The organism is Rhodopila globiformis (genome assembly GCF_002937115.1).
GTDB lineage: Bacteria > Pseudomonadota > Alphaproteobacteria > Acetobacterales > Acetobacteraceae > Rhodopila > Rhodopila globiformis.
In genome coordinates, this window is sequence record NZ_NHRY01000042.1 from 20,144 (window position 1) to 46,745 (window position 26,602).

Consider the following 26,602-nt stretch of genomic DNA (forward strand, 5'->3'; position numbering starts at 1 on the left):
CAGCGCCCGTCGATGATTCGCCGGAAGCGGCTGTGATGCTCATCTCCACCTCATTTCGCTCCGCGCAGCAGCAGGCGTGCCGCGATGTTGATGGCCAGGACGCCGAAGGTGATGAGCAGCGCGCCCACCCAGGCAAGCTGCACCCAGTCGTCGAAGGCCGAACCGGCATATTGGTAGATGGTCACGGGCAGGCTGGCCATCGGCTTGTCCAGGCTGAGCGACCAGTTCAGGTTGCCCAGGCTGGTGAACAGCAGCGGCGCCGTCTCGCCCGCGATGCGCGCGACCGCCAGCAGGATGCCGGTGGCAATGCCCTGGCGTGCCGCGCGGTAGCAGACCAGCACGATCATCTTCCATTTCGGCGCGCCCAGGCCGACGACCGCCTCCCGCAGCGTCACCGGGATCAGCCGCAGCATGTCCTCGGTGGTGCGCACCACGATCGGGATGACCAGCACCGCCAGCGCCAGGCAGCCGGCAATGCCGCTGAATCCGCCGAACGGTGCGACCGCAAGCTGGTAGATGAACAGGCCGATCAGGATCGACGGCGCCGACAGCAGCACGTCGGAAACGAACCGCACGGCATTGGCGACCACCGAACCCTGGCCGTATTCCGACAGGTAGGTGCCGACCATCAGGCCGATGGGCGTGCCGATGGCGGCACCGAGAACGGTCTGGATCAGGCTGCCGATGATGGCGTTCAGCAGCCCGCCGTTCGATCCCGGCGGCAGGGTGGAGGTGGTGAACACCGTCAGCGACAGCCCGCCGATGCCACGCGACACCAGGGTGAACAGGATCGAGGCAAGGAAGGCCAGCCCGATGAACGTCGCCAGCGTGCTCAGCGCCTTGGCAATGGTGTTGACCAGGTAGCGCCGGCGGCCGAGCGCCCGCGACGCGCGCAGGTTCTTGGCCGGACCGGGAACGGAGCCGGCAGTCGTCGCGCTCATGTCTTCAGCCTCATGTCTTCAGCCTGGGGCGCAGCAGGAAGCGGGAAACCGCCAGGACGATGAAGGAAATGACGAACAGGATGAAGCCCAGCGCCAGCAGCGACGACAGCTTCAGGCTGCCGGACTGGCTTTCGGGAAACTCCAGCGCCACCAGCGATGCGATGGTATTGCCGGGGCCGAACAGGCTGTAGCTGATGCGGTTGGTGTTGCCGATGACGAAGGTCACCGCCATCGTCTCGCCCAGCGCGCGGCCCAGGCCCAGCATGATGCCGCCGACGACCGAGGTGCGGGTGTAGGGAAGGACGATCGAGCGCACCACCTCCCACGTCGTGCAGCCCAGGCCGTAGGCGGATTCCTTGTAGACGGCCGGCACCGTCTCGAACACGTCGCGCATGGTGGCGGCGATGAACGGGATGACCATCACCGCCAGGATCAGCGCCGCGGTCAGGATGCCGGTGCCGAACGGCGCGCCGTCGAACAGGAAGCCGATGACCGGCAGGTCGCTCAGGTTGTCGATGAAGAACGGCTCGACGTATTGCGCCATGATCGGCACGATGACGAAGAAGCCCCACATGCCGTAGACGATCGAGGGGATCGCCGCCAGCAGCTCGATCGCGGTGCTGACCGGGCGGCGGAACCACATCGGCGCCAGCTCGGTCAGGTAGAAGGCGATGCCGAAGGCCAGCGGCACCGCCATCAGCAGCGCCAGGACCGACGTCACAACCGTGCCGAAGATCGGCACCGCGGCGCCGTAAACCATCTGCACCGGATCCCAGTCGGTGGAGATCAGGAAGCCCGGGCCAAATGCCCGGAACGCCTTCATCCCGCCGATGGCCAGGACGACGATGATGGCGCCGAGCAGTCCGAGGACGAACAGGCCGGACGCGCGGACGGTGGTGGCGAAGATCGCATCGCCCGGGCTGGATCTTCCTCGGGGTGGGGCTGTATCGGCGGTGACGGCCTGCTGCACGGTCCTGTCCTATGTAGCCATAAGCACGATGACAGGGGGCGGCCCGGAAGCCAGCCCCTGTCCGCGGCGGATCAGAGAACCGGCTTGCCGGCCGGCGTCAAGATTTCGCTGTGCCAGGCGCTGCGGACCGCGTCCTTCACGGTTTCCGGCAGCGGGATGTAGTCCAGCGAGGTCGCTGCGGCGTTGCCATTCTTGTACGCCCAGTCGAAGAACTTCATCACCGCGGCCGAGCGGGCCGGATCGGCCGGGTCCTTCGGCAACTCGATGAAGGTGGCCGAGACGATCGGCCAGCTCTTGTCGCCGGGCTGGTCGATCAGGTTGACGGCGAAGTTCTTGGCGTGGGCCCAGTCGCCGTTGGCGGCGGCGTCCTTGAACGCCTCCAGCGTCGGGGCGACGTAATGCCCGGCCTTGTTGCGCAGCTGCACGGTCACCAGGTGGTTCTGGCTGGCATAGGCATACTCGACGTAGCCGATGCCGCCGCGGGTGTTGTGCACGGTGGCGGCGACGCCGTCATTGCCCTTGGCGCCGGCGCCGGCCAGCCACCGGACGCTGGTGTTGGCGCCGACGTGGTCCTTCCAGCTCGGGCTGACGGTGGAGAGGTAGGAGGTATAGACAAAGGTCGTGCCCGAGCCGTCGGCGCGGTAGACCGGCGCGATCGCCAGGCGGGGCAGCTTGACGCCGTGGTTCGCCTCGGCGATCCGTGCGTCGTTCCACTTGGTGATCTTGCCCTCATAGATGTCGGCCAGCAGGTCGCCCGGCAGCTTGAGTTCGTTGGGCTTGATGCCGGGGATGTTGACGATCACCACGACCGCCCCCATCACCGTGGGGAACTGCAGCAGCTTGCCGGACTCCAGCTTCTCCGGCGCCATCGGCGCGTCGGAGGCGCCGAAATCGACGGTGCGCTTCAGGATCTGGTTCTGCCCGCCACCGGAGCCGATGGCCTGGTAGTTTAGCTCGATCCCGATGGCGGCTTTCGCCTGCTCACCCCACTTCGTGTAGACCGGGGCCGGGAAGGTCGCTCCGGCGCCCGTGATCTGCTGGGCGTGAGCGGGGGCTGCGACAAAGGCGGCCAGGCCGAGGGCCAGGGCCGTGTAGGCGATTTTCATCAAGTTCCTCCTTATGGAGACTCTGCGCGAGGCGCGGCGGGACCCTAGGCGGGGACCGTGATAGCTATATTGCAGTTTTATGACAGTTGGATGACAGGTCCACCGCTGTCGAAATGGTATGGCGGGTGGCTTCAGGCGGTCGGGCCGGGAGAAGCGCCGGACAGGCCGGCGATGCCGCGGGCCCGCTCGCACAGGAACGTGACGACGTCGGCAACCGAGTGGCGGTGGCGAATCGGGTCGCCGGCCAGGTCCAAGGGGAGCGTGTCCTCGATGCACAGCGTCAGGCGGAGGCGGCCAGGGGCCAGGTCTTCCGGGAGCCGGGTTGCCGGGTGAGGCGGGTGCCCTGGATCCGGCTAATTTCCGCGATGGCACGGATGAGATGGTGGCGCGCCGCTGGCAAGCCGGGTCTCCTGCTCACGTCGTTGCGGCGTAGCGCTTTGGCAGGTTGAGGCGCAAGGAATTTGACGTTGGAGAAGAAATTGACGGTCGAGGCGGTCTGATACGGGGGGTGGTGCTTCCCCGGTGTCGACCGCGTGGTTGATGGCGCATATCTGCTCGCACAGAGAACGAACTGAGGGCAGCGGAGGGCCCCGGAGGATCAGGGGGACGTCGCGCGGCCCGGTGCGGATGGTGCCGTTGGGCGTGCCAGGGGGGTTCATCGATCCGGTCGTGTAGCGATGCGCGGCGGCGCATGGGCCGGCGGTGCAGCATAGGCGCTAACTTTGGCGACGGGACGCGGCGCACCGCCCTGTCGTCATGGCGGCCGCAGGGCCGCCATCCATGCCTTGCGGTGCCGGTACCAGCAGAAGGCGTGGATGGTGGGCCTGCGCCCACCATGACGGGGAGGCACCGACCTCGCCCATTTTCCGCCATCGCAGTGCCGGCGTGCCGGCTGGCTAACTCTGTGGTTGCATTTCCCAACGATCCGCCGGCACGCCCGCCATCAGTGACGCTCAATCAGCCGAACCGCGGGAACAGCACGTTGTTCTCGATGTGGATGTGGTCCATCAGGTCCTCGGCCAGCTTCTGCGCGCCGGCATACAGCGCCCGCCAGGTCGGGCAGGCATCCTCCGGCACCTGGAAACCGCCCGTCAGCCGCTCCAGCTCGCGCAGGTGCGCGCCATGCTCGTCATGTTCCGCTGTCATGACATAAATCGGCTGGCTGATCATCGGATGGCCGCCCCGGCGCATCAGCGGGAACAGGATCTGCTCCTCCTTCCGCATGTGGTCCTCCAGCTCGCCCACCATCCGTTCCAGCCGATCGGCCAGGCCGTGCGGGGCGGCGGGATGGTCGCGGTGCACGGCTTCGACCCGCCGTGCCAGCCGGACCAGCTCGGGCAGTTCGCGCCGGTGCACGGCATGGTAACGGTTCTCGACCAGGGCGATCAGGTCCTCGGTCGCGTCCGGGCGTTCCGGCGGCAGGGCCAGGGCGGCGACGCCGGCAAGCTCGGAGTCCAGCGCCGCCAGCGACAGCCCCTTGGCCGCCGCGGCATCCGCCAGCGACATCCCGCCGCCACAGCAGAAATCGAGCTTGCTGCGCCGGAACACCCGCGTCGCCCCGGGCAGCGAGGCGGCGATGTCGGCCAGCGTACGGTCTGCGAAACTGGCCTCGGAAACGGCGGTTGCACTCATGATCGCAACATCCTCCCCGCTTCTGTGCGGGCGTTGGGCCCGCGGCACGCGGCGGGCTGAAGCGATCGCCATAAATTGGTATTGGCGATACCAATTACATGCGCGCCAAGATGTGGTATAGTCAATACCAATTTATGGGAGTCACCCCGTGCGCCTGCTCGCCTCGACCGACATCGCCCTCCGCCTGCTGATGCTGCTCGCCCGCGAGCCGCCCGGGCAGCACGTCAGCGTCGACGTGCTGGCGCAGAAGCTTGGTGGCCTGTCGCGGCACCACCTGCACAAGATCGTCCAGGACCTGACGGCGATGGAGGTGACCCGCACGGTGCGCGGCGCCGGGGGCGGGGTGCTGCTGGCGCGTCCCGCCGGCAAGATCCGGCTGGGGACGCTGATCCGGCGGCTGGAAGAAGGCCAGGCGGTGGTGGAATGTTTCAAGTCCGGCGGATGCGACTGCACCTTCATGCCGCGCTGCCGCCTGCGCGGGATGCTGCGCGATGCGCAACACGGCTTCTATCAGGGGCTCGACGAACACACGCTGGCCGACTGCCTGCCCGGGTAGCTGCGGGCGCGGGCGCGGGCGGCGGGATCGGTGGGCCAAGGCACGGCGCACGCCCATCGCAATCAGAACAAGTTAATGGACGGAGAAGGATCTGGCGCCTGGTCCGTTGCTTTACCGTCATGGCCGGGCGTGTCCCGGCCATCCGCCCCCCGCCGTTGAAGCGCAGATGGCCGGGACACGTCCGGCCATGACGGATTGAGGGAGAAGACCTTGCTCCGCGCCAACGAGTGCGGAGACAGCACGATTTGCGCGCACACATTTCGGTCACGGATAAGACGTGAAATCGCAACCACAACATCCCGCCGCTTGATCCTGTCCGGACAAGCAACGGTCATCGCTGATCGGATCGGCGGACTTTCGCCCTTGATCTGCTCATGGACCAAGATCAAGCTGAACCCGTCACAGGACGCAGACCATAATAAGAATGGCGTGGGAGGCAATCAATGGATCCCGTGGAATACGGCACGCTGTATCAGACTTTGCAACGCACCGCCGCGCGGTGGGGCAACCAGACGGCGTATGGCGTCCCGCCAATGGCCGGGCGAGCCTATCACCCAAACGGCCGGACCTATGGCTGGACGGAAACGCTCGCTCTCGCCGACGCTTACAAGGATGTCTATGCGCGGGCCGGCTATGGCCCTGGCCACCGGATTGCGTTCCTGTTCAGCCAGCGCCCCGAATTCCTGTTCCATTACTACGCGCTGAACGTACTCGGCTGCAGCGTGGTGCCGCTCAACCCGGACTACAGGCACGAGGAAATCCGCTACGTCGTCGAACACTCGGAAGCCTGTCTGTGCGTCGTGATCGAATCGCGCCTGGAGGACATCCGGGTCGCCTGCCACGGCCTGAACGTGCCGGCCGTGACGCTCGAGGATTTTCCACCGCGGCTGCCGGAACCCAGGCTCCGGCCGCGGGACGGCGGGCCAGACGGCGCCACCGAGGCGGCGTTGCTCTACACCTCGGGCACCACGGGGCGGCCGAAGGGCTGCATCCTCACCAACGACTATTTCCACACCTGGGGCACGTGGTACGCCGGCGCCGGCGGCGTCACCAGCCTGCGCCCGGGGCAGGAGCGGATGTACAACCCGCTGCCGCTGCACCATGCCAACTGCCTGGGCATTTCCCTCTCCGGCATGCTCGTCACCGGCGGCGCGCTGTTCTTCCCCGACCGTTTCCACGCCAGCACCTGGTGGAAGGACCTGATCGAGTGCGGCATCACCGCGCTGCACTACCAGGGCGTCATTCCCAACGTGTTGCTGAAGATGCCGCCCGGGCCGCAGGAGCGGCAGCACCAGGTGCGCTTCGGCTTCGGCGCCGGCATCGACGCCTCGCAGCACGCCGAGTGCGAGCGCCGCTTCGGCTTCCCGTTCGTCGAGTTCTGGGCGATGAGCGAAACCGGCCGTTTCATCACCGACAACATCGAGCCGCGCCTGATCCATACCCGTGCCGTCGGCCGCGCCGTGCCGGGGCTGGAGGCGCGTGCCGTCGATGCCAGCGACCAGGACGTGCCGGACGGCCAGCCGGGCGAACTGGTGTTGCGGCACTCTGAAGCCGCGCCGCGCAAGGGGTTCTTCTCGGGCTACCTCAAGAATGAGGAAGCGACCGAGACGGCCTGGCGCAACGGCTGGTTCCACACCGGCGACCAGGTCACCCGTGACGCCAACGGCATGTTCTATTTCCTCGACCGGACCAAGAACATCATCCGCCGATCGGGGGAGAACATCGCGGCGGCCGAAGTGGACGAATGCCTGGTGGCGCATCCCAAGGTGAAGCAGGTCGCGGTCCTCGCCGTCGCCGACGACCTGCGCGAGGAAGAGGTGATGGCCTGCATCGTCCCGCAGGAGGACGCCACCGCCGGGCCGGACCTGGCGCGGGAGCTGTTCGATTGGTGCAATGAACGCCTGGCCTATTTCAAGGTGCCGGCCTGGTGGCTGTTCCGGGCGGACCTGCCGGTCACGACGTCGCAGCGGGTGCACAAGATCCAGATCTTCCCGGCCGGCACCAATCCGTGCCGGCAACCGGGCGTTGTCGACCTCAGGGGCATGAAAAAGGCGCCGGCGAAAACCGCGGCGCACTGACAGACAGGGGAGGATACGATGCACGTGACCGACACATCCACGGCCGCGGTGATCGCGCGTTTCCTGCGCGCGCAGGGCGTCGACCGGGTGTTCGCGCTGTGCGGCGGCCACATCATGCCGATATGGATGCGCGCCGACGCCGAGGGCATCAGCATCGTCGACGTGCGCGACGAGCGCGCCGCGGTGCACATGGCGCATGCCCATGCCGAGCTGACCGAGGGGCTCGGCGTCGCGCTGGTCACCGCCGGCCCGGGCGTGACCAACGCCATGACCGGCATCGCCAACGCCCATGTCTCGCGCGCGCCGGTGCTGATCCTGTCGGGCACGCCGCCGCGGGCGCAGGAGAACCGCGGCGGCTTGCAGGACATGGACCACACGCAGCTTGTCCGCTCGATCACCCGCTATGCCCGGACCATCCGCGAGCCGGCGCTGGTGCTGCAGGAACTGAACGAGGCCGTGGCGCGGGCCTATGGCGAGGGTGGCGAACCCGGCCCGGCCTATCTCGATTTCCCGACCGACACGCTGCGGGCGGAATTCCCGAGGCCGCTGCTGCTGGAGGAGCATTTCCAGCGCAAGACGTATCCCGTGCTGCTGCCGAACCCGGCCGAGGTGGCGCGGGCGGCCGACATCATCTGGTCCGCGAAAAAGCCGCTGGTGATCACCGGCCGCGGCGCCCGCCGGGCCGGGCCGGAGCTGGTGCGGTTCCTGGATCGCCTGGGCGCCGCCTACCTGGATACCGGCGAAAGCCGCGGACTGGTGCCGGACGACCATCCGTCGGTCGTCGCCGCCATGCGCGGCGCGGTGATGACGCAGGCGGACGTGGTGGTCACCGTCGGGCGGCGGCTGGATTTCCAACTGGCCTACGGCTCGCCGGCGGTGTTCGGCCCGGCAAAGTTCGTGCGCATCGCCGACGCGCCGTCGGAACTGCGCGACAACCGCCGCGGCCAGAGCGAGATCCTGGCGAGCCCGGCGCAGGCCCTGGCCGCCATCACCGAGGCCGCCGGCAACCGCTCTCCCGCGATCGACCAGGGCTGGATCGAGGGCTTGCGGACCGGGCATCGGCAGCGGGCGGCGAAGCTGCAGCAGAGCATGGCCTCGGCCGAGGCGACGGACGGCAAGGTGCATCCCAACCGCATGCTGGCCGCCTTGCAGGCGAAGCTGGACGCGGACTCGATCGCCATCGTCGACGGCGGCGACTTCCTGAGCTTCGCCCGCGTCGGCCTGTCGCCGGGCACCATGCTCGATCCGGGCGCGTTCGGCTGCATCGGCGTCGGCGTGCCGTTCGGCATCGCCGCCAGCCTGGCGTTTCCCGACAAGCGGGTGCTGGTCGCCACCGGCGACGGCGCGTTCGGCTTCAACGCGATCGAACTGGACACCGCCGTGCGCCACAAGGCCCCGGTGGTGATCGCCGTGGCGAACAACGGCGCGTGGCAGGTGGAGGTGTATGACCAGAAGACTACGCATGGCCGGGTGGTGGGCACGCAGCTGCAGTTCTCCGACCACGCGGCCATGGCCCGCGCGTTCGGCATGCATGGCGAGCGGGTGGAAAAGCCCGAGGACCTGCCGGCGGCCGTCGAGCGCGCCTTCGCCAATCGCCCGGCGCTGCTGGATGTGGTGGTGACGCCTGAAGCGGTCTCCTCCGATGCCAGGACCGGGCTGGCCTGGGTTCCCGACCTGCAGCCCCTGGCCGCCTGGGACGAGGCGGAGCGGAAGTGGCGGCAGGGGTGATCTGCGGGGCCGCGTGACCGCGGATTTAGGGCGCATCGGGCAGGGCGCACCGCCCCGTCGTCATGGCCGGGCCCATTGCCTCACCGTCATGGCCGGGCGTGTCCCTACGCAATGCACACATCTCGAAAACGGTCCGCCGCTGCGTTCCCCCATCGTCATGGCCCGGCTTGTCCGGGCTACCTATTCCAGCACCTGTGCCGCGACAGGTGGCCCGGACAAGCCGGGCCATGACGATGGGGGAACGCTCTTAGCGCCCAGGCAAGCACTTGATTTTACGGTCATTTCCGACTCTTTTCCAGGATGTGTGCATCCCGTAGGGCGTGTCCCGGCCATCCACCCCCGCCGTCGCAGCGCAGATGGTCGGGACACGCCCGGCCATGACGAAAGGGCGGCGACCACGCCCTGTTCCCCCTGAAGTCAGCGCCTGTTCGGCCATGCTGGTGAGGGAGGAAACCCTGCTGCGCCGACTCCCTTTCTGCAAGCCGGCGGGCGTCAGGGGCTGGCGTGCACCTTCGCGTTCGGATTGTCATTGGCGCGGAAAATATCCGGCCGCGGCTTGCCATCGACGATCAGGGCGCCGACCAGCCCTTTTTCCATCCGGGTCAGGGCGTGGCCCACGATGATATATTTCCCCGGCACCGGCACCGTCAGATCCACGATGGCGGAGCCGCCCGGCGGCACGCTGATGGTCTGCACGCCGGCCAGCGACGGGCTCTCCAGGCTGCCGTTGGCATAGACGCGGTCGAAGAGCGTGCCGATGACGTGGAACGACGAGGTGAAGTTGGGGCCGCCGACGCCGAAATAGATCCGCACGTGGTCGCCGGCCCTGGCGTGCAGCGGGTGCTCGGTGGTCAGGGGGCCGACCGCGCCGTTGAAAGTGAAATATTCCGGACGTTCATCCATCGGCTTGTCGAAGCTGAATTCCTGCAAGCCGGTGTGGCCGTTGGGCTCGGCGGTAAAAAGCTCGCCCTGCATCACATAGAATTCGTTGTCCACCGGCGGCAGGCCGCCCACCGGCTCGACCAGGATCATGCCGTACATGCCGTTGGAAATGTGCGCAGAAACCATCGGCGTGGCGCAGTGATAGACGAACAGGCCCGGGTGCAGCGCCTTGAAGATGAAGCTTTTGGTTTCACCCGGGCCGACCTGCGTCAGCACTGCGCCGCCGCCGGGTCCGCTTACCGCGTGCAGGTCGATGCTGTGCATCATCACGCTGTTCTCGGCGTTCTTCAGATGAAGCTCGACGCTGTCGCCGACGTGCACCCGCAGCATGGGGCCGGGAATCTTGCCGTTGAACGTCCAGAAATCGTAGGTCGTGTCGTCGGCCAGGCGGCCGACCCGCTCGATCGCCTCCAGGTCGTAGCGCACCGTCATCGGGCCGCGCTCGCCCACTGGCGGCGGCATATCGGCCGGGTCACGCACGATGCTGACGCCCTTGTCGGCTTCCTTCGGCGTGGCCGGCACGACCTGGATCAGGCTCTGCATGCCGGCCTGGCGATGGCCGGGGATGGTGCAGAAATAGGGGAAGCTGCCGATGTTGCCGGCGGTGAAGGTCAGCGTGGAACTGGCGCCGGGGCCGTTGACCCGCTGTGACACGACATGCATGTCCGGCACGGTCAGGTCGTGCTCGGCGCCTTCGCCGTTGATGAGAGTGATCTGCACGATGTCGCCCTTGTGCGCCGTCAGCGTCGGGTGGACCTGGCCGTCGATGGCGCCGCCCTTGCCGATATAGACCATCTTGCCCTGGGAGATGCCGGTCCGCAGGGTGAAGACGGCGTTGGGCACGCCATGGGCCATCATCGCCGCGGACGCGGCCGGCCTCGCGGGGGAAGGCGGCGCCGCCGCCGCCATGGACAGCGGCGTCAGCAGGGTGGCCGCCAGCAGTGCCGCGCGGGCCGTTGCTATCGGTATGCTCATTCCTTGTCGGCAATGTTGCCGGAGGGACGTTTAACAGGTATCAAGAATACCAATTTGATCTGGATCAATACATCGCCAAACTGGTTGCAACGTGCGGGATCGGCATCACCAAGACCGGTTGCATCCCGGGTTCGGATGCGCACCCGGCACCGGTGCGGCACGCCCGTTAGCAATCCGCAACACGGCGGCGCAACAGGTTTCTCCGCCGCTATATGCTTCCAGGTGAAATAACCCGCCGCGGCGGAGCGTCGCCGCGCCGCCGGGCGGCAAAATCGGCGGCCGCCTGCGAAAATGCTGGCTTTGCGTCCACGCCCTACTCTATGGCCCTGCCGTGCATCGAGGAACGTCAGGCCCGGTCAATGGCAGCCATGGCAAGCAGCCGGCAGGTTGATAGGCAGGGGCGGCCTGCCCTGATCGTCATGCCAGGTGCAGGCCCGGCATCCACGCCTTTTGCCGATACCAGCACCGCAAGGCGTGAATGGCCGGCCTGCGCCGGCCATGACGATGACGGCGCGGCGCCCGCCCAGCATGTGCCGCACACCGGGTACGGGAAATCCCGGATGCCCGGATGCAATAAACTGGTATTGACAATACCAGAATAATCCGGCATTAAGTCGCATCAGCAATACCACTTTCGCGGCGTTTCCACCCGCCGCGGCGTGACCGGATTGCTGTCTTCCTTCCCGGCACCCGCCCGGGGACATCGCAAGGACGCCACCAGATGCCCCCGAAGCCGGCGGCCCGTTCCGCACCCCCCGCTCAAGGAGGCACCACCATGCCGAAACCGATGCACCGCAACCGGCCGCCGGAGGTGCGGCCGTGAACGACGTCCTGACCAAGGCAGCCGCCCGCAACATCTTCTACGGCGGCACGATCTTCTTCTTCGCCATCTTCATCCTGCTGGTCGCCGACAGCTTCCGCGAGGCCCGCCTGATCGAGGTGACCAACCCGATCACCGCCCAGGTCGCAGCCGGCAAGCGGGTCTGGGAACGCCACGCCTGCTTCGATTGCCACACGCTGTTCGGCGAGGGCGCCCGCTTCGCCCCCGAACTGGGAAAGGTCTGGCTGAAATACGGCGGCGCCACCGATCCCGACACCGCGCGCCAAGCCCTGAAGGGCTGGTTCGCCGCCCAGCCGACTGGCGTCGAGGACCGTCACCAGATGCCGAATTTCCACCTGTCCGACAAGGACATGGACGACGTCATCGCGATGCTGGCGTGGGCCAGCAGGGTGAACACCCAGGGCTGGCCGCCGCACGCGCCGAAATAGCCGGCAGCGCGAAAGGATAGTTTCATGAAATACCAGTCACAGCAGGTCGCGCGCCTGTACTTCCTCGGCGCCCTGACCATCTTCTGCCTGCAGCTCGTCTTCGGCCTGACCGCGGCGACGATGTATATCTGGCCGACGGCGATCCCCACCACCCTGCTGCCGTTCAGCGTCGCGCGCATGATCCACACCAATGCGCTGATCGTCTGGCTGCTGATGGGCTTCTTCGGCGCCACCTACTTCCTGATCCCGGACGAGGCCGAGCGCGAACTGTACAGCCCGTTCCTGGCGAAACTGCAGTTCTGGGTGTTCTTCGGCGCCGCCGTTGTGACGGTCGTCGGCTACCTGTTCGGCAACTACGACGGCCGCTCCTACCTGGAACAGCCGATCTACATCAAGGTGGGCATCGTTGTCGTTGCGTTGATGTTCCTGTTCAACGTTTCGATGACCGTGCTGAAGGGCCGCCGCACCGCGATCTCGGGCATCCTGCTGATGGGCCTGTGGGGCATCGCTGTCTTCTTCCTGTTCGCCTTCTACGTCCCCGCCAACATCGTCATCGACAAGATGTTCTGGTGGTGGGTCGTGCACCTGTGGGTCGAGGGCGTGTGGGAACTGGTGATGGCCTCGATCCTCGCCTACCTGATGATCAAGCTGACCGGCGTCGATCGCGAGGTGGTCGAGAAGTGGCTGTACGTCATCGTCGGCACCGCCCTGTTCTCCGGCATCCTCGGCACCGGCCACCACTATTACTGGATCGGCACGCCCGCCTACTGGCAGTGGGTCGGCAATATCTTCTCGTCGCTGGAGCCGCTGCCGTTCTTCGCCATGGTGCTGTTCTGCTTCGGCATGGTCTACAAGGGCGGGCGTGACCACCCGAACAAGGCCGCCCTGCTGTGGTCGCTGGGCTGCGCGGTGATGGCGTTCTTCGGCGCCGGCGTCTGGGGCTTCCTGCACACGCTGTCGTTCGTGAATTACTATACGCACGGCACACAGATGACCGCGGCGCACGGCCACCTGGCGTTCTACGGCGCCTATGCGATGGTGAACCTGGCGATGATCACCTACGCCACCCCGCTGCTCGCCGGCCGGGAACCGTACAACCAGTTGCTGAACATGATCAGCTTCTGGACGATGAACCTGGGCGTCGTGCTGATGACGGTGTGCCTGACCTTCGCCGGCGTGCTGCAGACGCACCTCGAGCGGGTGCAGGGCAACGACTACATGTCGGTTCAGCAACAGCTCGGCCTGTTCTATGACGGCCGCCTGCTGGGCGGGGTCATGACCGCCGTCGGGTTGGCGCTCTACCTGACGTCACTGCTGTGGCTGCCGCGGCGCGCGGCGGTGCCTGCCGCCGCGCTCTCGCCGGCGGAGTAACGACAACGGCGCGGCATCATAACGGTGCCGCGCCGCTTTGTTCCTGATCCGATTGTTTCCCCCTGGAGGCGTGTGATGTCCGTCGCCCTGCACCTCGTCAGCGACCCGATCCCGTTCTACCTGCCCACCGGCAACGAGTGCGCCCTGTTCGAGCACGCCTGGCACCACCGGCTGCCGGTGCTGCTGAAGGGGCCGACCGGCTGCGGCAAGACGCGCTTCGTGGCGCATATGGCGGCGCGGCTGGGGCGGCGGCTGCACACCGTCTCCTGCCACGACGATCTGACCGCGGCGGACCTGACCGGCCGCTTCCTGCTGCGCGGCGGCGACACCGCCTGGGTCGACGGCCCGCTGACCACCGCGGTGCGCGAAGGCGGCATCTGCTATCTTGATGAAGTCGTCGAGGCGCGGCGCGACGTGGCGGTGGTGATCCATCCGCTGACCGACGACCGCCGCATCCTGCCGCTCGACCGCACCGGCGAGACGCTGCACGCGCCGGACGGGTTCATGCTGGTGGCATCCTACAACCCCGGCTACCAGAACGTCATGAAGGCGATGAAGCCCAGCACACGCCAGCGCTTCGTCGCCATCAGCTTCGACTTTCCCGCGCCCGAGGCCGAACTGCGCATCGTCACCGCCGAAAGCGGCCTGGCGCCCGAGCGCTGCCTGCCGCTGGTCACCCTGGCCGCGCGCCTGCGGGCACTGAAAGGCATGGACCTGGAGGAAGGCTGCTCCACCCGTCTTGTGGTCTATTGCGCCACCCTGATCGCCGCCAGGATGTCGCTGCGGGACGCGGTGATGGCGGCGATGATCGAGCCGCTGACTGACGATGACGACGTGAAGAAGGGCCTGCTCGACGTGATGCGGGCCACCCTGGGATGAACGCCATCAGCGGCCTGTCGCACCTGCTGGAGCCTGAGGAGTTCATCGGCGCCCACTGGCATCGCCTTGTCGGCGCCGGCGCGTCCTGGCCGCGGTTTCCGGACGCCGCGGTGACGTTCGAGTCGATGCAGCCCGGCCTGGGCGTGTTCTTCCGCGGCCTGGGCGGCGCCGCCGGGCTGAAGCTGGCGCCGGCGGTGGCGGAGACGTCGCACCACCGGCTGTCGCTGCGCCTGCGGCTTGGCCTGGGCGAGGAACGGGTGGCGCGGCCGCGGCGGGACGATTCAGTGCTGTACCTGCCGCCGGCGGTCGATGCGTTTCCCGACGCAGCGCTGAACCGCGATCTGTACCTCTGGCTGGCGGCGTTCTTCGCGTTCGCCGGACCGCCGGCGCCGGGTGGGAACGCGTTGCAGCGGGATGTCGCCTTCCTGGCCGCCGCCGACGCCGCGACGCGCGCGGCGCTTGCCGCTTTCCCGGGCCTGCGTCCGCTGCACGCCCGGCTGTGCGACGCCCTGCGTCCGCTGCGTCCCCGCCGCCGCCTGCCGGCCGACGAGCAGGCGGTCGAAACCGCGGTCCTGCACCTGTTGGGTGCGGACCGGGAGGATGCAGTCCCACGGGCGCCAATAATCGTGCGGCGCAAGGCCCGCGCCCCTTCGTCATGGCCGGGCGTGTCCCGGCCATCCACCCCCAACCGTCGAAGCGCAGATGGCCGGGACACGCCCGGCCACGACGAGGGGGCGGGGACCCTGCACGACGAGAGCGTGTCACGGACACCAGACCTCGGCACACTCGCCCGGATCGTCCCATCCCGCCACTACCGCCCCTTCCTGCCGGTGCCGCTGTGGGGCGAGATCGTCGCCGCCATCCCGCAGTCCGCCCCGCCGCCCGATGCCGAGACCGGGGGCGGCGGCAGCGACGCCGGCGACGGGCGGGTGCGCAAGGCCTCCCGCCGGGCCGCGGACCAGACCGAGCGCAACGACGGCCTGATCCTCAACCGCATGGAAAAGCTGCTCAGCCTGATCGAGCACATGAACATCAACCGCGCGGTGGAGGACGACGACGACGAGGGCGCCCGCAAGGCGCTGGACGATGCCGAGGACGTCGTGCTCTCGGCGCACCGCAAGCGGCCCTCCACCCGGCTGAAATTCGACCTCGACCTGGCTTCCCCGGCGGTCGAGGGCGCCGCCCTGGCCGGCACCCAAACCTACCCCGAGTGGGACTACCGGGCGCGCCAGTACCACCGCGATCATTGCCGGGTGCTCGCCGCGCGCGCCGCGGAAGAGGGCGAGGCGTGGGAGCCCGACCCGGCCACCTGGCGGCGCATCCACCGCGTACGCCGGCAGTTCGAGGCGCTGCGCCCGCGGCCCGAGACGCTGCGCGCCCAGCTCGACGGCAGCGAACTGGACCTGGAGGCGCTGGTGCGGGCGCGCACCGACATCATCGCCAGCGGCGCAAGCTCCGACCGGGTGCACCTGGCGACGCGGCGGCAGGCGCGGGATCTCTCGGTGGCGCTGCTGATCGATACGTCGCTCTCCACCGACGCCTGGATCGACAACCGCCGCGTGCTGGACATCGCCAAGGAATCGCTGCTGGTCCTGGCGCACGGCCTGGCCGCCTGCGGCGACGAGCATGCCATCCTGACCTTCACCTCGCGCCGGCGGGACCGCGTGCAGGTGGACTGCGTGAAGGATTTCGACGAGCGGTTCGGCCCGGCAGTGCAGCGCCGGATCGCGGCGTTGCGCCCCGGCTACTACACCCGCATGGGCACGGCGATCCGCCACGCCACCGCGGCGCTGACGCTGCGTCCGCACCGCCACCGGCTGCTGCTGGTCGTCACCGACGGCAAGCCCAACGACATCGACCACTACGAAGGCCGCTATGGAGTCGAGGACACGGCCATGGCGGTGAAGGAGGCGCGGCGGGCGGGAATGGCGGTGTTCGGCGTCACCATCGACAGCAAGGCGCAGGCGTATTTCCCCGCGCTGTTCGGCCGCGGCGGCTATGCCATCCTGCCGCACGCCGCGCGGCTGCCGGTTGCCCTGCCGGCGCTGTACCGGCATCTCATCGCGAACTGACCTCCTGCCGGGTTGCCGCCAGGAGTCTGGCCGGACAGGAGTGGGTGGTGATGGCGAATCCGCGTGTGGAACTGAAGGTGCTCGACCCCCGGCTGGCGGAATGGGGACCGCCGCAGTACCAGAGCGAGATGGCGGCGGCGGTCGATTTGCATGCCTGTCTCGATGCGCCTTTGGAGCTGTTGCCCGGCGCGCCGGCCGCGCTGGTGCCGTCCGGCATCGCTGTCCACATGGCCGATCCGGGGTTGGCGGCGCTGGTGCTGCCGCGCTCCGGGCTCGGGCACCGCAAGGGGCTGGTGCTGGGCAACCTGGTCGGGCTGATCGACCCCGACTACACCGGCCCGGTCCTGGTCAGCGTCTGGAACCGCAACGCGGCCGGCACCGATCCCATCGTGCTGATGCCCGGCGAGCGCTTCGCGCAAATGGTGTTCGTGCCGATCGTGCGGCCGCAGTTCGCGGTGGTCGAGGACTTTTCGCTGCCCTCGGAACGCGGCACCGGCGGCTTCGGCTCAACCGGCACGCGTCAAGCCGCGGGCGACGGCGGATAGGAACCGGATGGGGCTCGGTGGCGGGGTGGCGATCACCGGGAATTGACCAAATTTCGGTGTATATCCGAACCTGTTTCTGCGATGTAAGTGTGTCAATTTCGTAAGAACGATACCCGCAACCGCAGGAGCAGGCATGTCCACCTATCGTGCCACAATCGGGTCCGTCGATGCCGGAGAGACTCGTGCCGTCGCCTCGCTGCCATCGTCGATCGACGATGCCGTCGCCGAGGCTGATGAGGACGGTCGGCTGAAACCGGCCAGGGGCATCGTTGCCGCCGTCCTGTTGTCGACGCCCATCTGGATGCTGATCGCCTTCCTGGTCTACCGGCTGGTATAGCTGCTGCGCCGGCGGTTTCTCCTGGTGCATTGATGTGCCGCTCGGTCCGGCGCCGCCGGTTCCCGGTATCCCCGGTCCGACGGCCAACCGGCTGTGGGAGGCTGTAATAAAATCCTGATTGACCCGTGCCGAGGCGTTGGTCTTCTGATACCGATGCGGTACGTCGTTGTCCTGGCTGCGAGTCTGCTGTTCGGTCTGCTGGCCTTTCCCGCCGTCAGCCAGCCGGTCCCTTCGGCGTTGCCGCCTACCGTCGTTGACCACTTTTTCATCACCACCGACGGCGTCAGCCTACACTACCTGGAAGCCGGCCCGGCGGCTGGGCATACCTTGGTCTTCATTCCGGGATGGACGATGCCGGCCTGGATCTGGATGCCGCAGATCCTCGCGTTCTCACGGTCTTATCATGTCGTGGCGTTCGATCCGCGCGGGCAGGGGGATTCATCGGTGCCCGCGACGGGCTACGAGCCGGTGCGCCGCGGCAAGGACATCGCGGAGCTGATCGCCCGGGTGGCGTTGCAGCCGGTCGTGGTCGTCGCGTGGTCGCTGGGCGTGCTCGACACCCTCGCTTCCATTCACGTCGCGGGCGATCGGCGGATCGCCGGCCTCGTCCTGGTGGACAATTCCGTCGGCGAGGAACCGCCGCCGGCCCGGCTCCCCCACTTGCACCTACATCTGCACCGGCCGCCGCCGAACCATATCCAGGCGATGCACGCATTTGTGCGGGCGATGTTCCGCCGCGCGCAGCCGAGCGCCTACCTGGAGCGCCTGACCGCGGCGACGCTGCGCACGCCGGAAGCCGCCAGCAAACGGCTGCTGTCCTATCCGATGCCGCGCTCCTACTGGCGGGATGCGGTGTATGAGACGAAGGTGCCGGTGCTGTACGTCGTCCGGCCGCGCTGGGTTGCGCAGGGGCGAAACCTCGTGCGAAACCGGCCGGATACCGAGATGGAAGTATTCCATGACGCCGGCCATGCCTTGTTCGTTGACGAGCCAGCGCGCTTCAACGCCGTGACCGAGCAGTTCCTGCGGCGCCGCGTCTGGCCATGAACCTGATTCCCCTGTTCCTGATCTCGTTGGCCGCCGTCGGCTACGAGACGGCGCTGACGCGCTATTTCGCCGTCGCGAAGTGGTCGGAATACGGCTACTGGGTGATCTCCATCGTCATGGTGGGTTTCGCGCTGAGCGGCGTGGTGCTGGCGCTGTGGCGCGACGGCTTCGCGCGGCGGGCGCCGGCGCTGATGGCGGCTTTGCCGGCGTGCCTGGTGGTGGCCGCCGCCGCCGGCTATCACTTCACCACGACAAACCCGTTCAACCCACTGCAATTGCAGAACCCGGCAACCTGGCAGCCGCAGATCTGGAACATCGCCGGTTATTATGCCGCGCTGCTGCCGTTCTTCTTCCTCGCCGGCCTGTTCATCAGCCTGAGCTTCGTCCGCAATGCCGATCACATCGGGCGGGTGTATGCGTTCGACCTGACCGGCGCGGGGGCGGGCGCCGCCGGGGTGCTGGCGGCGATGTTCCTGGTGCATGCGTTCTATCTGGTGCCGCTGCTGCTGCTGCCGCTCGGCCTGGCCGCGCTGTTCATGCGTGGGCCGTATCGCCTGCGCGCGGTGCTTGCCGCGGTGCTGGCTTTGGGCGTGTCCGAGGCGGTGCTGCTGCTGGACAACGAGGCGACGTACAACGATTTCAAGGCGATCTACGCGCCGCTGCATACGCCGGACGCGAAGGTCGTCGCCACGATCACCTCGCCGCGCGGCGACTACACGGTGCTGGACGACTTCACCGAGCGCGTGGACACCGACATCTCCAACAACGCCGGCATGATGGGGATCGAGGGGCCGCCGCGGTCGTATGGGCTGTATCGCGACGGCAACCGCATCGCGGCCCTGCCGTCGCAGCCGGGGGCGCCGGACTCGGCCTACGCCGCGGCGGCGCTGGACGCGCTGCCGTACATGCTGATTCCGCACGCCCGCGTGCTGCTGGCCGGTGCGTCCGGCGGGTTCCGCGTCGCCGAAGTGGCGCACCTGGGTGCGGCGCGGATCCGCGCGCTGGAGCCCGAGCCGGTGCTGTCCGGCATCCTGCGGCACGGCGTCGGCCCGGTGATGCCGCTGGCCGGACAGGCCGGCGTGCAGGTGTCCGGTTCGCCGCCACTGGCCGGGCTTGGTCGCGGTAAGTACGACATCATTGACCTGTCGGCCGACTTCCTCGACGCGGCCGAGACCAACGCGACGGCGTTCAGCCGCGAGGCGATCGTCGCCTACCTGAAGGCGCTGGCGCCGGGCGGGCTGGTGTCGATCCCAGTGTCGATCCGGGACTTTCCCGTCTATGCGCTGCGCATGCTGGCGACGGTGCGCGCGGCGCTGCTGGCGGCGGGCATCGACGATCCGGCGGCGCATGTCGTGGTATACCGCTCGGCCTGGAACGTCCGCATCCTGATCGCCCGCGACGGCTGGACGGCCGCGCGCATCGATGCGGCGAAGAAGTTCTGCGACGACCGCTCCTTCGACCTGGCGTGGTATCCGGGCATGAACGTCGTGCAGGCCCGGGCGAACATCTACAACGACCTGCCGGCGGTCTCCTTCGACAAGGGCGAGGTTGAATCCGGCGGCCCCGATGACGCCATCGCGGATGAGGCCGAGGCGGTGCTGTCGGGCCGTGCCTCGCCGTCCGTCGCCCAGTTCAACCTGTCGCCGATAACGCTCGATCGGCCGTTCTTCTATGCGGTGCTGCGGCTGGACCATCTGGGTACCATCCTGAAGCGGCTGGAAATCCTGCCGCAGGCCGAAGTGGGGGCGCTGGTCAACCTGGCGGTGCTGGCCCAGGCGGTGGTGATCGCGGTGCTGGTGCTGCTGGTGCCGCTGGCCGTGCCTGGCCGGATCCGCTCGCCCCGGGCGGGGCTGGTGCGGGCGGTGGTGTATTTCCCGGCCCTGGCGCTGGGCTTCCTGTTCATCGAGATCTACCTGATCGAGAAGGCCAGCTTCTGGCTGGCGGACCGCACCAATGGCTTCGCCCTGGTGCTGACCGGCATGCTGGTGTTCTCCGGCCTCGGCAGCCTGCTGAGCGAGCGCCTCGCCGATCGGCCGCGGCATTTTGTGGCGCTGGCGGTGCTGGTCGTGCTGGGGTGGTGCGCCGCAGCGGCGGTGTTCCTGCAGCCGGTGATGCTGGCGACGCTGGACTGGCCGTTCCTGGCGCGGACCGGGCTGTTGCTGGCGCTGGTCGCGCCGGTTTCGGTCGCGCTGGGGTTGCCGTTCCCGCTGGGCCTGAGCCAGACGGGCTCGACCGGTTTCCTGCCCTGGGCCTGGGGGCTGAACGGCGCGTTCTCCGTGGTGGCGACGCCACTCGCGAATTTGATTGCACGTGAAGCCGGATTCACGTGGGTTCTATTCTGCGCTGCGATCCTTTATGGCATCGCCCTGGTCACATTTCCCGCGATGAGGAAGTTTTCAGCTTGGCACGATATCCCAGCACCATCAGCCGTCGGGGAGTGATCTTCACCGCCGCCGCGGCCGCCCTTTTGCCGGCTGGCGCTGCCGCGGCTGGCGCGGCCCCGGCTGGCGCTGCCCCGGCGGGCGCTGCCTGGACGCGGTCCGCCTATGAACAGGCGATGCGGCAATCAGGCCGGCCGGTCAGCCTGACGGAGGCGCAGTTCGACGCCATCCAGAAGCGCAAGCCGGCGGCGATGCGGCTGATCGAGTCCTACCTGAAGGAGCGCCTGGGCGCCGCGGACCCGGCTGTCATGGCGGCCTTCGAGGCGGTGCCGCGGGAATACTTCCACTACATCTATTCCGAGCATCGGGCGACGCCTGGCGACGCGTACGAGGAGACGCCCAAGCCCTGGGCGCTGGGCTACGGGTCCGCGTTGTCCGACTACCTGGGCCAAGCCTACATGACCCAGATCTGCAAGCCGAAGCCCGGCGACGTCACGCTGGAAATCGGCACCGGCAGCGGCTTCCAGAGCGCTTTGCTGTCGCGGATCGTCGCCAAGGCCTACTCGATCGAGATCATCGAGCCGCTGGGCAAGGCGGTTGGCCGCATCTTCGCGCCGCTGCGCTATACCAATGTGCACACCCGCGTCGGTGATGGCTACTATGGCTGGCCTGAGGTGCAGGGCGGCTTCGACATCATCATCGTGACCTGCGCGGCGACCTTCGCGCCGCCCGACCTGTTCAAGCAGCTGAAGCCGGGCGGGCGGATGATCATCCCCATCGGGCAGCCGTTCAAGCGCGGCCAGGTGCTGTATGTCTATACCAAGGACGCCGAGGGGAAGATCCACTCGCGGCGGGATATCGGCGTGTTCTTCATTCCGATGACCGGGGCGATCCAGAAGGCCCAGCCGGTGCGTCCGGAGAGGGTGTCCGAGCACCGGCCGGCGGTGGAGAAGCCTGCGGGTGGTGCGGCAAAGGCCCCGGCTGCAAGTGGAGAGGAGGCGAGGCCGGCGACGGAGTAGACGGTCCGTCCCGGCAGCCGGTCGTGCCTGTATGCCAGGGCAATGCCGGCTTGCGCGTTGGATGAATGGGCTGGTGCCGGTCCCAAGCCGCTTGCCGTGGCCTATCGAGTGCTTTTCCTCGTCGTTGGTCCAGCCGATGAATTGGCCCCGACGTGGCATGACAAAGCCCATTTGGCCGTCGGACCAATCAATCGGCGGGCGGATCACCGGCCGTTCAATGCGTGTGGCGTGTCGAACCCGGGGCGGCGTCGTTACAGAGGGCATGGGCACTCGACCCGGTAATTCTGGAAAGCGGTCATGTGCCTCGACCTGATTGGTCAGCTTGTGCCGCTGGCAGTCGGTCTATCCCGGACCGATGAAGTCGATACTGCGAGGAACCGAGGTTTATTACTCCGTTCCACGCATCCCGAAAGTCAATCCACCTGCGGGTTGTGTCGGTCTACACCCGCGTCGCGGCCGCCTCCCCGACCAGTTGTCCCTGAGCATGCCCGATCGCCGCCTCGGCGATCGCCACGACACGCTCGGCATTGCGGTCCCAGGTCAGCGACTTCTCGGTGATTGTCCGCTTGGCCTGCTCTCCCAGCCGCTGCCGCAAAGCGGCATCGCCGCACAGACGCAGCAGCGCATCCTCCAGGGCGCCATCCTGGGCGGCATCGAACAGCAACGCGTCCTTCCCGTCGGTCAGTACCTCGCGGATGTTCGCGGTATCCGGCGCCACGATGGCGCGGCCAAGCTGGAGGTATTCAAACAGCTTCAGCGGCGATGAATACGGCGTCAGCCCCGGAAGGACGGCAATGTCGAACGCCGCCGTCATGCGCGCCACGTCATCCCGTCCCACAATCCCCGAGATCGTCAGCCGATCGGCGACGCCGCGGGCGCGAGCGTGGTCCTGAAGCGAATCACGGGCCGGTCCGTCGCCGACGACCAGGATGTGCAGGTCCAGCCGATCCCGATGCGCGGCCACAAAGTCGATAAGACGGTGTACGGCGTTCCAGCCGCGGATGAAGCCGGTGAAGCCGAGCACCATGCGGGGCGGCAGGCCCAGCGCGGCCTTGGCCGCCTCGGTATCCGGGACAGAGCCAAAGCGCGTGGGATCGATGCCGTTCGGGATCACCGTGATGCGCGCCGGCGGCACGCCGTACTCGGCAATCGTGCCGGCCAGGACGCCGGTGACCGGCAGCACTGCATCCGCCCGGTTCCACAACAGGCGTTGCGCCCAGCGGCCCAGCCAGTGCAGGCGCAGGCCGTCATTTTTCGCGCGTTCCTCGTACAGCGGCGAGTTCACCTCCAGCAGCAAGGGCAGGCCGGATAGGCGGCGCACCCAGATGCCGGCGAACAGGAACAGGCTGAAACGCTCATAGATCACGTCCGGCCGGTGCCGTCGTACGGCCGCGCGCAGGCGCAGCAAAGCCTTGAGGTTGTAGGCGACCTCCAGCAGTTCATACAGTGCGCCGGGAATGGCCTGCTTGATGCGATCGACCAGCGGGTTGGATCCGCCGAACGCCGTCGCCGTGAACCCGGGCGGGCCGACCAGGATGGTTTCGTGTCCCTGGCGCTCAAGTGCCGCGATGAGTTCCTCGATATGCACGGCCTGGCCGTCGCGCGAGGCGATGCGATGATGGAACAGGATGCGCATCGCGCCGATCAACCTCCGGTGCCGCCGCAGGCATCAGCGCCTGGCCTATCAATGGCGGCGGCAATATATCCGGGGGTAGTTTGATAACAAAGCAAAGATGTCGGTCTGGCGGTTCGTGGCCGGACCGCCAGACCGACCACCTCTCAGTGTCTGTCCGAGAACTTTCCCTTATCTTCCAATTGGTTACGGACGGCGCGGTGTCGTTCATCGGTGGAAACCACCACTACTTTCGAGACTGTTCCGCCACCAACAGTGGGTTAGCCCCTTGATTTCATTGGCTTCCTTCTCGGACAGACACTCACGCCCTGACCGGAATCCAGATCTCGAACCCGCCCAGCCCAGTCCGCGGATCGAACCGCTCGTCATACCGCTCGAACACCGCCGCCTCGGCCGACTGCAATCCCAGCCGCGGCAACCATTCGTTGAAGATCGCCATGAACGTGCCTCGCACGGCCGCGATGTGGTCGGTGTGCGTGAACACCGCGTAGCGCTGCGGGGTCAGCCGCAGCCGGGCAAAGTCCGGCGGCAGGACGGCGCCGTCGGCGACCTCGACCCCGGCGACGTAGTCGAAGCCGTTCTCGTCCGTGTTGTGACAGACGCCATAGGTCACCACGCCGATCTGGCCCGGGACCGCGCCGATGTGGGGACCGAAGCGCTGCCATACGCCGGGCAGGGCGGCGAGGTTGTCGAACGTGACATGCTCCTGCAGGCCCGCGACCAGCAGGGACCGGCCGTCCTCCATCCGAGGGGCGGCCAGCGGCGAGCGGGGTGCTTCATCCATTCTGATTGGCTCCATCAATGTCAGGGTTGCGACGGACCCGCGGGCGCGCGCGGTTTCCGGCGGCAGGCCGAACTGGTCGCGGAACGCCCGGGTAAAGGCTTCATGCGAGGCGTAGCCGGCCTCCAGCGCCACCGCCAGGATGTCGGGGGCACCGTTCGCCAGCACCAGGGCGGCCTGGCTCAGCCGCCGGGCGCGGACATAGCGCATGACGGACGCGCCGACGGCCAGGCCGAACGCCCGCGCCAGGTGGAAGCGCGAGACGCCGGCAGCCGCGGCGACATCCGCCAGCGCGATGTCCTCCGCCAGATGGCTCTCGATGAACCATACCGCCTTGGACACCGGCTTCATGCCTGGCTCCCACCCGAAGCATCCGCCACGCTATACAGGGTTTCCGCGCCGGGCGTTTGATCGCGGTTGCGGAGTCCAGGATGAAAGGCAGGCGCGTGATCCTTCCCAAGCAGCCGCAGACCCTGCGGGCCGTGGCGTCGCATTACGACGCGCTCGACAGCTTCTACCGCGAGATCTGGGGCGAGCACGTCCACCACGGCTACTGGGCGACCGGGCGGGAAAGCGTCACCGAGGCCGCCGTCGCGCTGGTGGACCTGCTGGCGCAGCGGCTGCGCCTGGCCCCCGGGCAGCGCGTCTGCGACATCGGCTGCGGCTATGGCGCGACCGCGCATTACCTGGCGGAGCATCACGACCTGGACGTCACCGGCGTCACCATCTCGCCCGCGCAGGCGCGCCGCGCCCGGGAGCGGGTGGCGGACCGCGGCCGTTTGCAGATCCAGCTGCAGGACTGGCTGACCAACAGCTTCCCGGCGGCCAGCTTCGACCGCGCCTACGCGGTGGAAAGCTCCGAGCACATGCCGGACAAGCAGCGCTTCTTCAATGAGGCGTATCGCACCCTGAAGCCCGGCAGCCTGCTGGGGATCTGCGCCTGGCTCGCCGCCGACGGACCGCGGCCGTGGGAGGTGCGGCATCTGCTGGAGCCGATATGCCGGGAGGGTCGGCTGCCCGGCATGGGGGACGAGGCTGACTACCGCCGCTTCGCCGAGCAGGCGGGATTCCGCGTCGTCGAGGTCGAGGACCTCAGCGACAAGGTGCGGCGGACCTGGGGTATCTGCGTGCGGCGGGTGCTGGGGAAGCTGTTCACCCAGCGCCGCTATCTGCGCTTCGTACTGGACCGCACGGCACCGGACCGGATCTTCGCGGTGACCCTGGTGCGCCTGCTGGTCGCCTATCGCACCCGCTCGATGCGCTACTGCCTGCTGGTGTTGCAGCGGGACTGACCGGCGCGTTGCCGCGCCGGGATTGCGCCCGCTAAGTGCAAGACCGCAGAGTATGAGGCGCATTCCTCTGCGTCATGGCGGCTACCCGGGACAAGCCCGGGCACAGGCTCCGGGCCGCCATCCACGCCTTGCGATGCGGAACCAGACAACATCTATGGATGCGGCACCGTCGCCCGGCATGACAACGTTGCAACGGCCTGCGTCAAGGGCGGCTGACGTCAATCGCCCAGCCCTGCCGTCTGCGTCCGTGCCGCCGGCTGGCCGACGGCCCAGTCCGCCTCGATCTGTTCCAGTGTCTTGCCCTTGGTCTCCGGCACAAGCTGGTAGGTGAAGACGAAGGCGGCGACGGACAGCACGGCATAGAGAAAGAACGTCGCCGGCGGCCCCATGCTGTCGATCAGCAACAGGAAGGTCAGCGCCACGACCAGGTTCGACGCCCAGTTGGCGAAGGTCGCCGCCGAGGTGCCGCGGCCGCGGATGGCCAGCGGGAAGATCTCCGCGATCAGCAGCCAGAACACCGGCCCCAGGCCAATGGCGAAGAAACCGACATACGCGGCCAGGCTGAGCGCGGTCACCCAGCCCAGCGCACCACCGCCACTCATGCCCAGCAGGAAGCCGAGCCCGAGCACGCCCAGCGATACCGCCATGCCGGCAAGCCCGGTCAGCAGCAGGGCTCGGCGTCCGGCGCTGTCGATCAGGCGGATCGCCACCAGCGTCATCAGCACGTTGACAAGGCCGATGCCCGCTGTCGCCAGGATCGTCGCCGAGGTGCTGGGGAGGCCGGCCGCCTTGAAGATCGACGGCGCGAAGTAGGGCGTGTCGTCAATTGGAGCCAGCCGAGTGAGTCTGGGCTGCAACAGTGCGGCGGAATCGTTGATCAACAAGCGGCTTCCCGATTCCAGCAGCCCCGGTTCTTCGATGCATAGGCAGTCAGCTTTGGAGAGGCTGACCGATGCATCGACATGCCTTGCGCGACGACCAGTGGGAGCGGATCAAGGACCATTTGCCGGGCCGTCCGGGGTCCGTTGGCGTGACCGCTGCGAACAAC

General features: G+C 67.8%; 22 protein-coding genes and 1 pseudogene. 14 read left to right on the forward strand and 9 right to left on the reverse strand.

Annotated features, from left to right (window positions below; genetic code table 11):
• Positions 1 to 50: 50 nt before the first annotated feature.
• From pstA to ytfE, 5 genes are all read right to left on the reverse strand, one after another.
• On the reverse strand, positions 51 to 941 hold the full coding sequence (gene pstA, locus CCS01_RS02770) for a phosphate ABC transporter permease PstA (protein ID WP_104517299.1): 891 nt from the start codon (positions 939 to 941) through the stop codon (positions 51 to 53).
• Between the two features lie 10 nt (positions 942 to 951).
• The gene (pstC, locus tag CCS01_RS02775) at positions 952 to 1,911 is read right to left on the reverse strand and encodes a phosphate ABC transporter permease subunit PstC (protein WP_104517300.1); all 960 of its coding nucleotides are present in this window, start codon (positions 1,909 to 1,911) and stop codon (positions 952 to 954) included.
• Positions 1,912 to 1,982: 71 nt separating this feature from the next.
• Positions 1,983 to 3,017, reverse strand: coding sequence for a phosphate ABC transporter substrate-binding protein PstS (gene pstS, locus CCS01_RS02780; protein WP_104517301.1), 1,035 nt, complete (start codon positions 3,015 to 3,017; stop codon positions 1,983 to 1,985).
• A gap of 131 nt (positions 3,018 to 3,148) precedes the next feature.
• Positions 3,149 to 3,271, reverse strand: a complete 123-nt coding sequence (locus CCS01_RS35640; RefSeq protein ID WP_275112874.1) for a hypothetical protein — start codon at positions 3,269 to 3,271, stop codon at positions 3,149 to 3,151.
• Between the two features lie 703 nt (positions 3,272 to 3,974).
• The gene (ytfE, locus tag CCS01_RS02785) at positions 3,975 to 4,649 is read right to left on the reverse strand and encodes an iron-sulfur cluster repair protein YtfE (protein ID WP_104517302.1); all 675 of its coding nucleotides are present in this window, start codon (positions 4,647 to 4,649) and stop codon (positions 3,975 to 3,977) included.
• Positions 4,650 to 4,797: 148 nt separating this feature from the next.
• On the opposite strand from ytfE, the gene CCS01_RS02790 reads away from it, so the two are divergent.
• From CCS01_RS02790 to CCS01_RS02800, 3 genes are all read left to right on the forward strand, one after another.
• A complete protein-coding gene (locus CCS01_RS02790) occupies positions 4,798 to 5,205 on the forward strand; it encodes an RrF2 family transcriptional regulator (protein WP_104517303.1) in 408 nt (135 codons plus the stop codon).
• 443 nt (positions 5,206 to 5,648) lie between these two features.
• Positions 5,649 to 7,283 (forward strand): AMP-binding protein, encoded by a 1,635-nt coding sequence (locus tag CCS01_RS02795; RefSeq protein ID WP_104517304.1) that lies wholly within the window; start codon positions 5,649 to 5,651, stop codon positions 7,281 to 7,283.
• Between the two features lie 24 nt (positions 7,284 to 7,307).
• Positions 7,308 to 9,011, forward strand: coding sequence for a thiamine pyrophosphate-binding protein (locus CCS01_RS02800; RefSeq protein WP_204848119.1), 1,704 nt, complete (start codon positions 7,308 to 7,310; stop codon positions 9,009 to 9,011).
• Positions 9,012 to 9,503: 492 nt separating this feature from the next.
• Here CCS01_RS02800 and nirK read toward each other — a convergent pair whose 3' ends face one another.
• The gene (gene nirK / locus CCS01_RS02805; RefSeq protein ID WP_104517306.1) at positions 9,504 to 10,928 is read right to left on the reverse strand and encodes a copper-containing nitrite reductase; all 1,425 of its coding nucleotides are present in this window, start codon (positions 10,926 to 10,928) and stop codon (positions 9,504 to 9,506) included.
• An 819-nt stretch (positions 10,929 to 11,747) separates the two neighbouring features.
• Here nirK and CCS01_RS02810 point away from each other — a divergent pair.
• The 9 genes from CCS01_RS02810 (at position 11,748) to CCS01_RS02850 (ending at position 21,848) form a co-directional block, all read left to right on the forward strand.
• A complete protein-coding gene (locus CCS01_RS02810; RefSeq protein ID WP_104517307.1) occupies positions 11,748 to 12,197 on the forward strand; it encodes a c-type cytochrome in 450 nt (149 codons plus the stop codon).
• Positions 12,198 to 12,221: 24 nt separating this feature from the next.
• Complete coding sequence (locus CCS01_RS02815) at positions 12,222 to 13,568, forward strand: cbb3-type cytochrome c oxidase subunit I (RefSeq protein ID WP_104517308.1); 1,347 nt, start codon at positions 12,222 to 12,224, stop codon at positions 13,566 to 13,568.
• A 75-nt stretch (positions 13,569 to 13,643) separates the two neighbouring features.
• On the forward strand, positions 13,644 to 14,447 hold the full coding sequence (locus tag CCS01_RS02820) for a CbbQ/NirQ/NorQ/GpvN family protein (RefSeq protein WP_104517309.1): 804 nt from the start codon (positions 13,644 to 13,646) through the stop codon (positions 14,445 to 14,447).
• Positions 14,444 to 16,519: a nitric oxide reductase activation protein NorD gene (locus CCS01_RS02825; RefSeq protein ID WP_104517310.1), complete on the forward strand. Its 2,076-nt coding sequence runs from the start codon at positions 14,444 to 14,446 to the stop codon at positions 16,517 to 16,519. The genes CCS01_RS02820 and CCS01_RS02825 overlap by 4 nt, the downstream gene beginning before the upstream one ends.
• Positions 16,520 to 16,569: 50 nt before the next feature.
• Complete coding sequence (gene dut, locus CCS01_RS02830) at positions 16,570 to 17,064, forward strand: dUTP diphosphatase (protein WP_104517311.1); 495 nt, start codon at positions 16,570 to 16,572, stop codon at positions 17,062 to 17,064.
• 133 nt (positions 17,065 to 17,197) lie between these two features.
• Positions 17,198 to 17,401 (forward strand): hypothetical protein, encoded by a 204-nt coding sequence (locus CCS01_RS02835; protein ID WP_104517312.1) that lies wholly within the window; start codon positions 17,198 to 17,200, stop codon positions 17,399 to 17,401.
• 153 nt (positions 17,402 to 17,554) lie between these two features.
• Entirely contained in the window at positions 17,555 to 18,448 is an 894-nt protein-coding gene (locus CCS01_RS02840) for an alpha/beta fold hydrolase (RefSeq protein WP_104517313.1), read from the forward strand.
• On the forward strand, positions 18,445 to 20,889 hold the full coding sequence (locus CCS01_RS02845; RefSeq protein ID WP_104517314.1) for a hypothetical protein: 2,445 nt from the start codon (positions 18,445 to 18,447) through the stop codon (positions 20,887 to 20,889). The genes CCS01_RS02840 and CCS01_RS02845 overlap by 4 nt, the downstream gene beginning before the upstream one ends.
• A 116-nt stretch (positions 20,890 to 21,005) precedes the next feature.
• On the forward strand, positions 21,006 to 21,848 hold the full coding sequence (locus CCS01_RS02850; protein ID WP_104517323.1) for a protein-L-isoaspartate O-methyltransferase family protein: 843 nt from the start codon (positions 21,006 to 21,008) through the stop codon (positions 21,846 to 21,848).
• A gap of 439 nt (positions 21,849 to 22,287) precedes the next feature.
• On the opposite strand, the gene CCS01_RS02855 is transcribed toward CCS01_RS02850, so the two are convergent.
• Together CCS01_RS02855 and CCS01_RS02860 are read right to left on the reverse strand one after the other, a co-directional pair.
• On the reverse strand, positions 22,288 to 23,484 hold the full coding sequence (locus CCS01_RS02855) for a glycosyltransferase family 4 protein (RefSeq protein WP_104517324.1): 1,197 nt from the start codon (positions 23,482 to 23,484) through the stop codon (positions 22,288 to 22,290).
• Between the two features lie 298 nt (positions 23,485 to 23,782).
• Positions 23,783 to 24,613, reverse strand: coding sequence for an AraC family transcriptional regulator (locus tag CCS01_RS02860; protein WP_104517315.1), 831 nt, complete (start codon positions 24,611 to 24,613; stop codon positions 23,783 to 23,785).
• Between the two features lie 80 nt (positions 24,614 to 24,693).
• Here CCS01_RS02860 and CCS01_RS02865 point away from each other — a divergent pair, with 80 nt between their 5' ends.
• A complete protein-coding gene (locus CCS01_RS02865; protein WP_104517316.1) occupies positions 24,694 to 25,554 on the forward strand; it encodes an SAM-dependent methyltransferase in 861 nt (286 codons plus the stop codon).
• 218 nt (positions 25,555 to 25,772) lie between these two features.
• On the opposite strand, the gene CCS01_RS02870 is transcribed toward CCS01_RS02865, so the two are convergent.
• Positions 25,773 to 26,435 (reverse strand): MFS transporter, encoded by a 663-nt coding sequence (locus CCS01_RS02870; RefSeq protein WP_239991982.1) that lies wholly within the window; start codon positions 26,433 to 26,435, stop codon positions 25,773 to 25,775.
• 71 nt (positions 26,436 to 26,506) lie between these two features.
• Here CCS01_RS02870 and CCS01_RS34950 point away from each other — a divergent pair.
• Positions 26,507 to 26,602: pseudogene (locus CCS01_RS34950) on the forward strand (IS5/IS1182 family transposase); the annotation flags it as partial.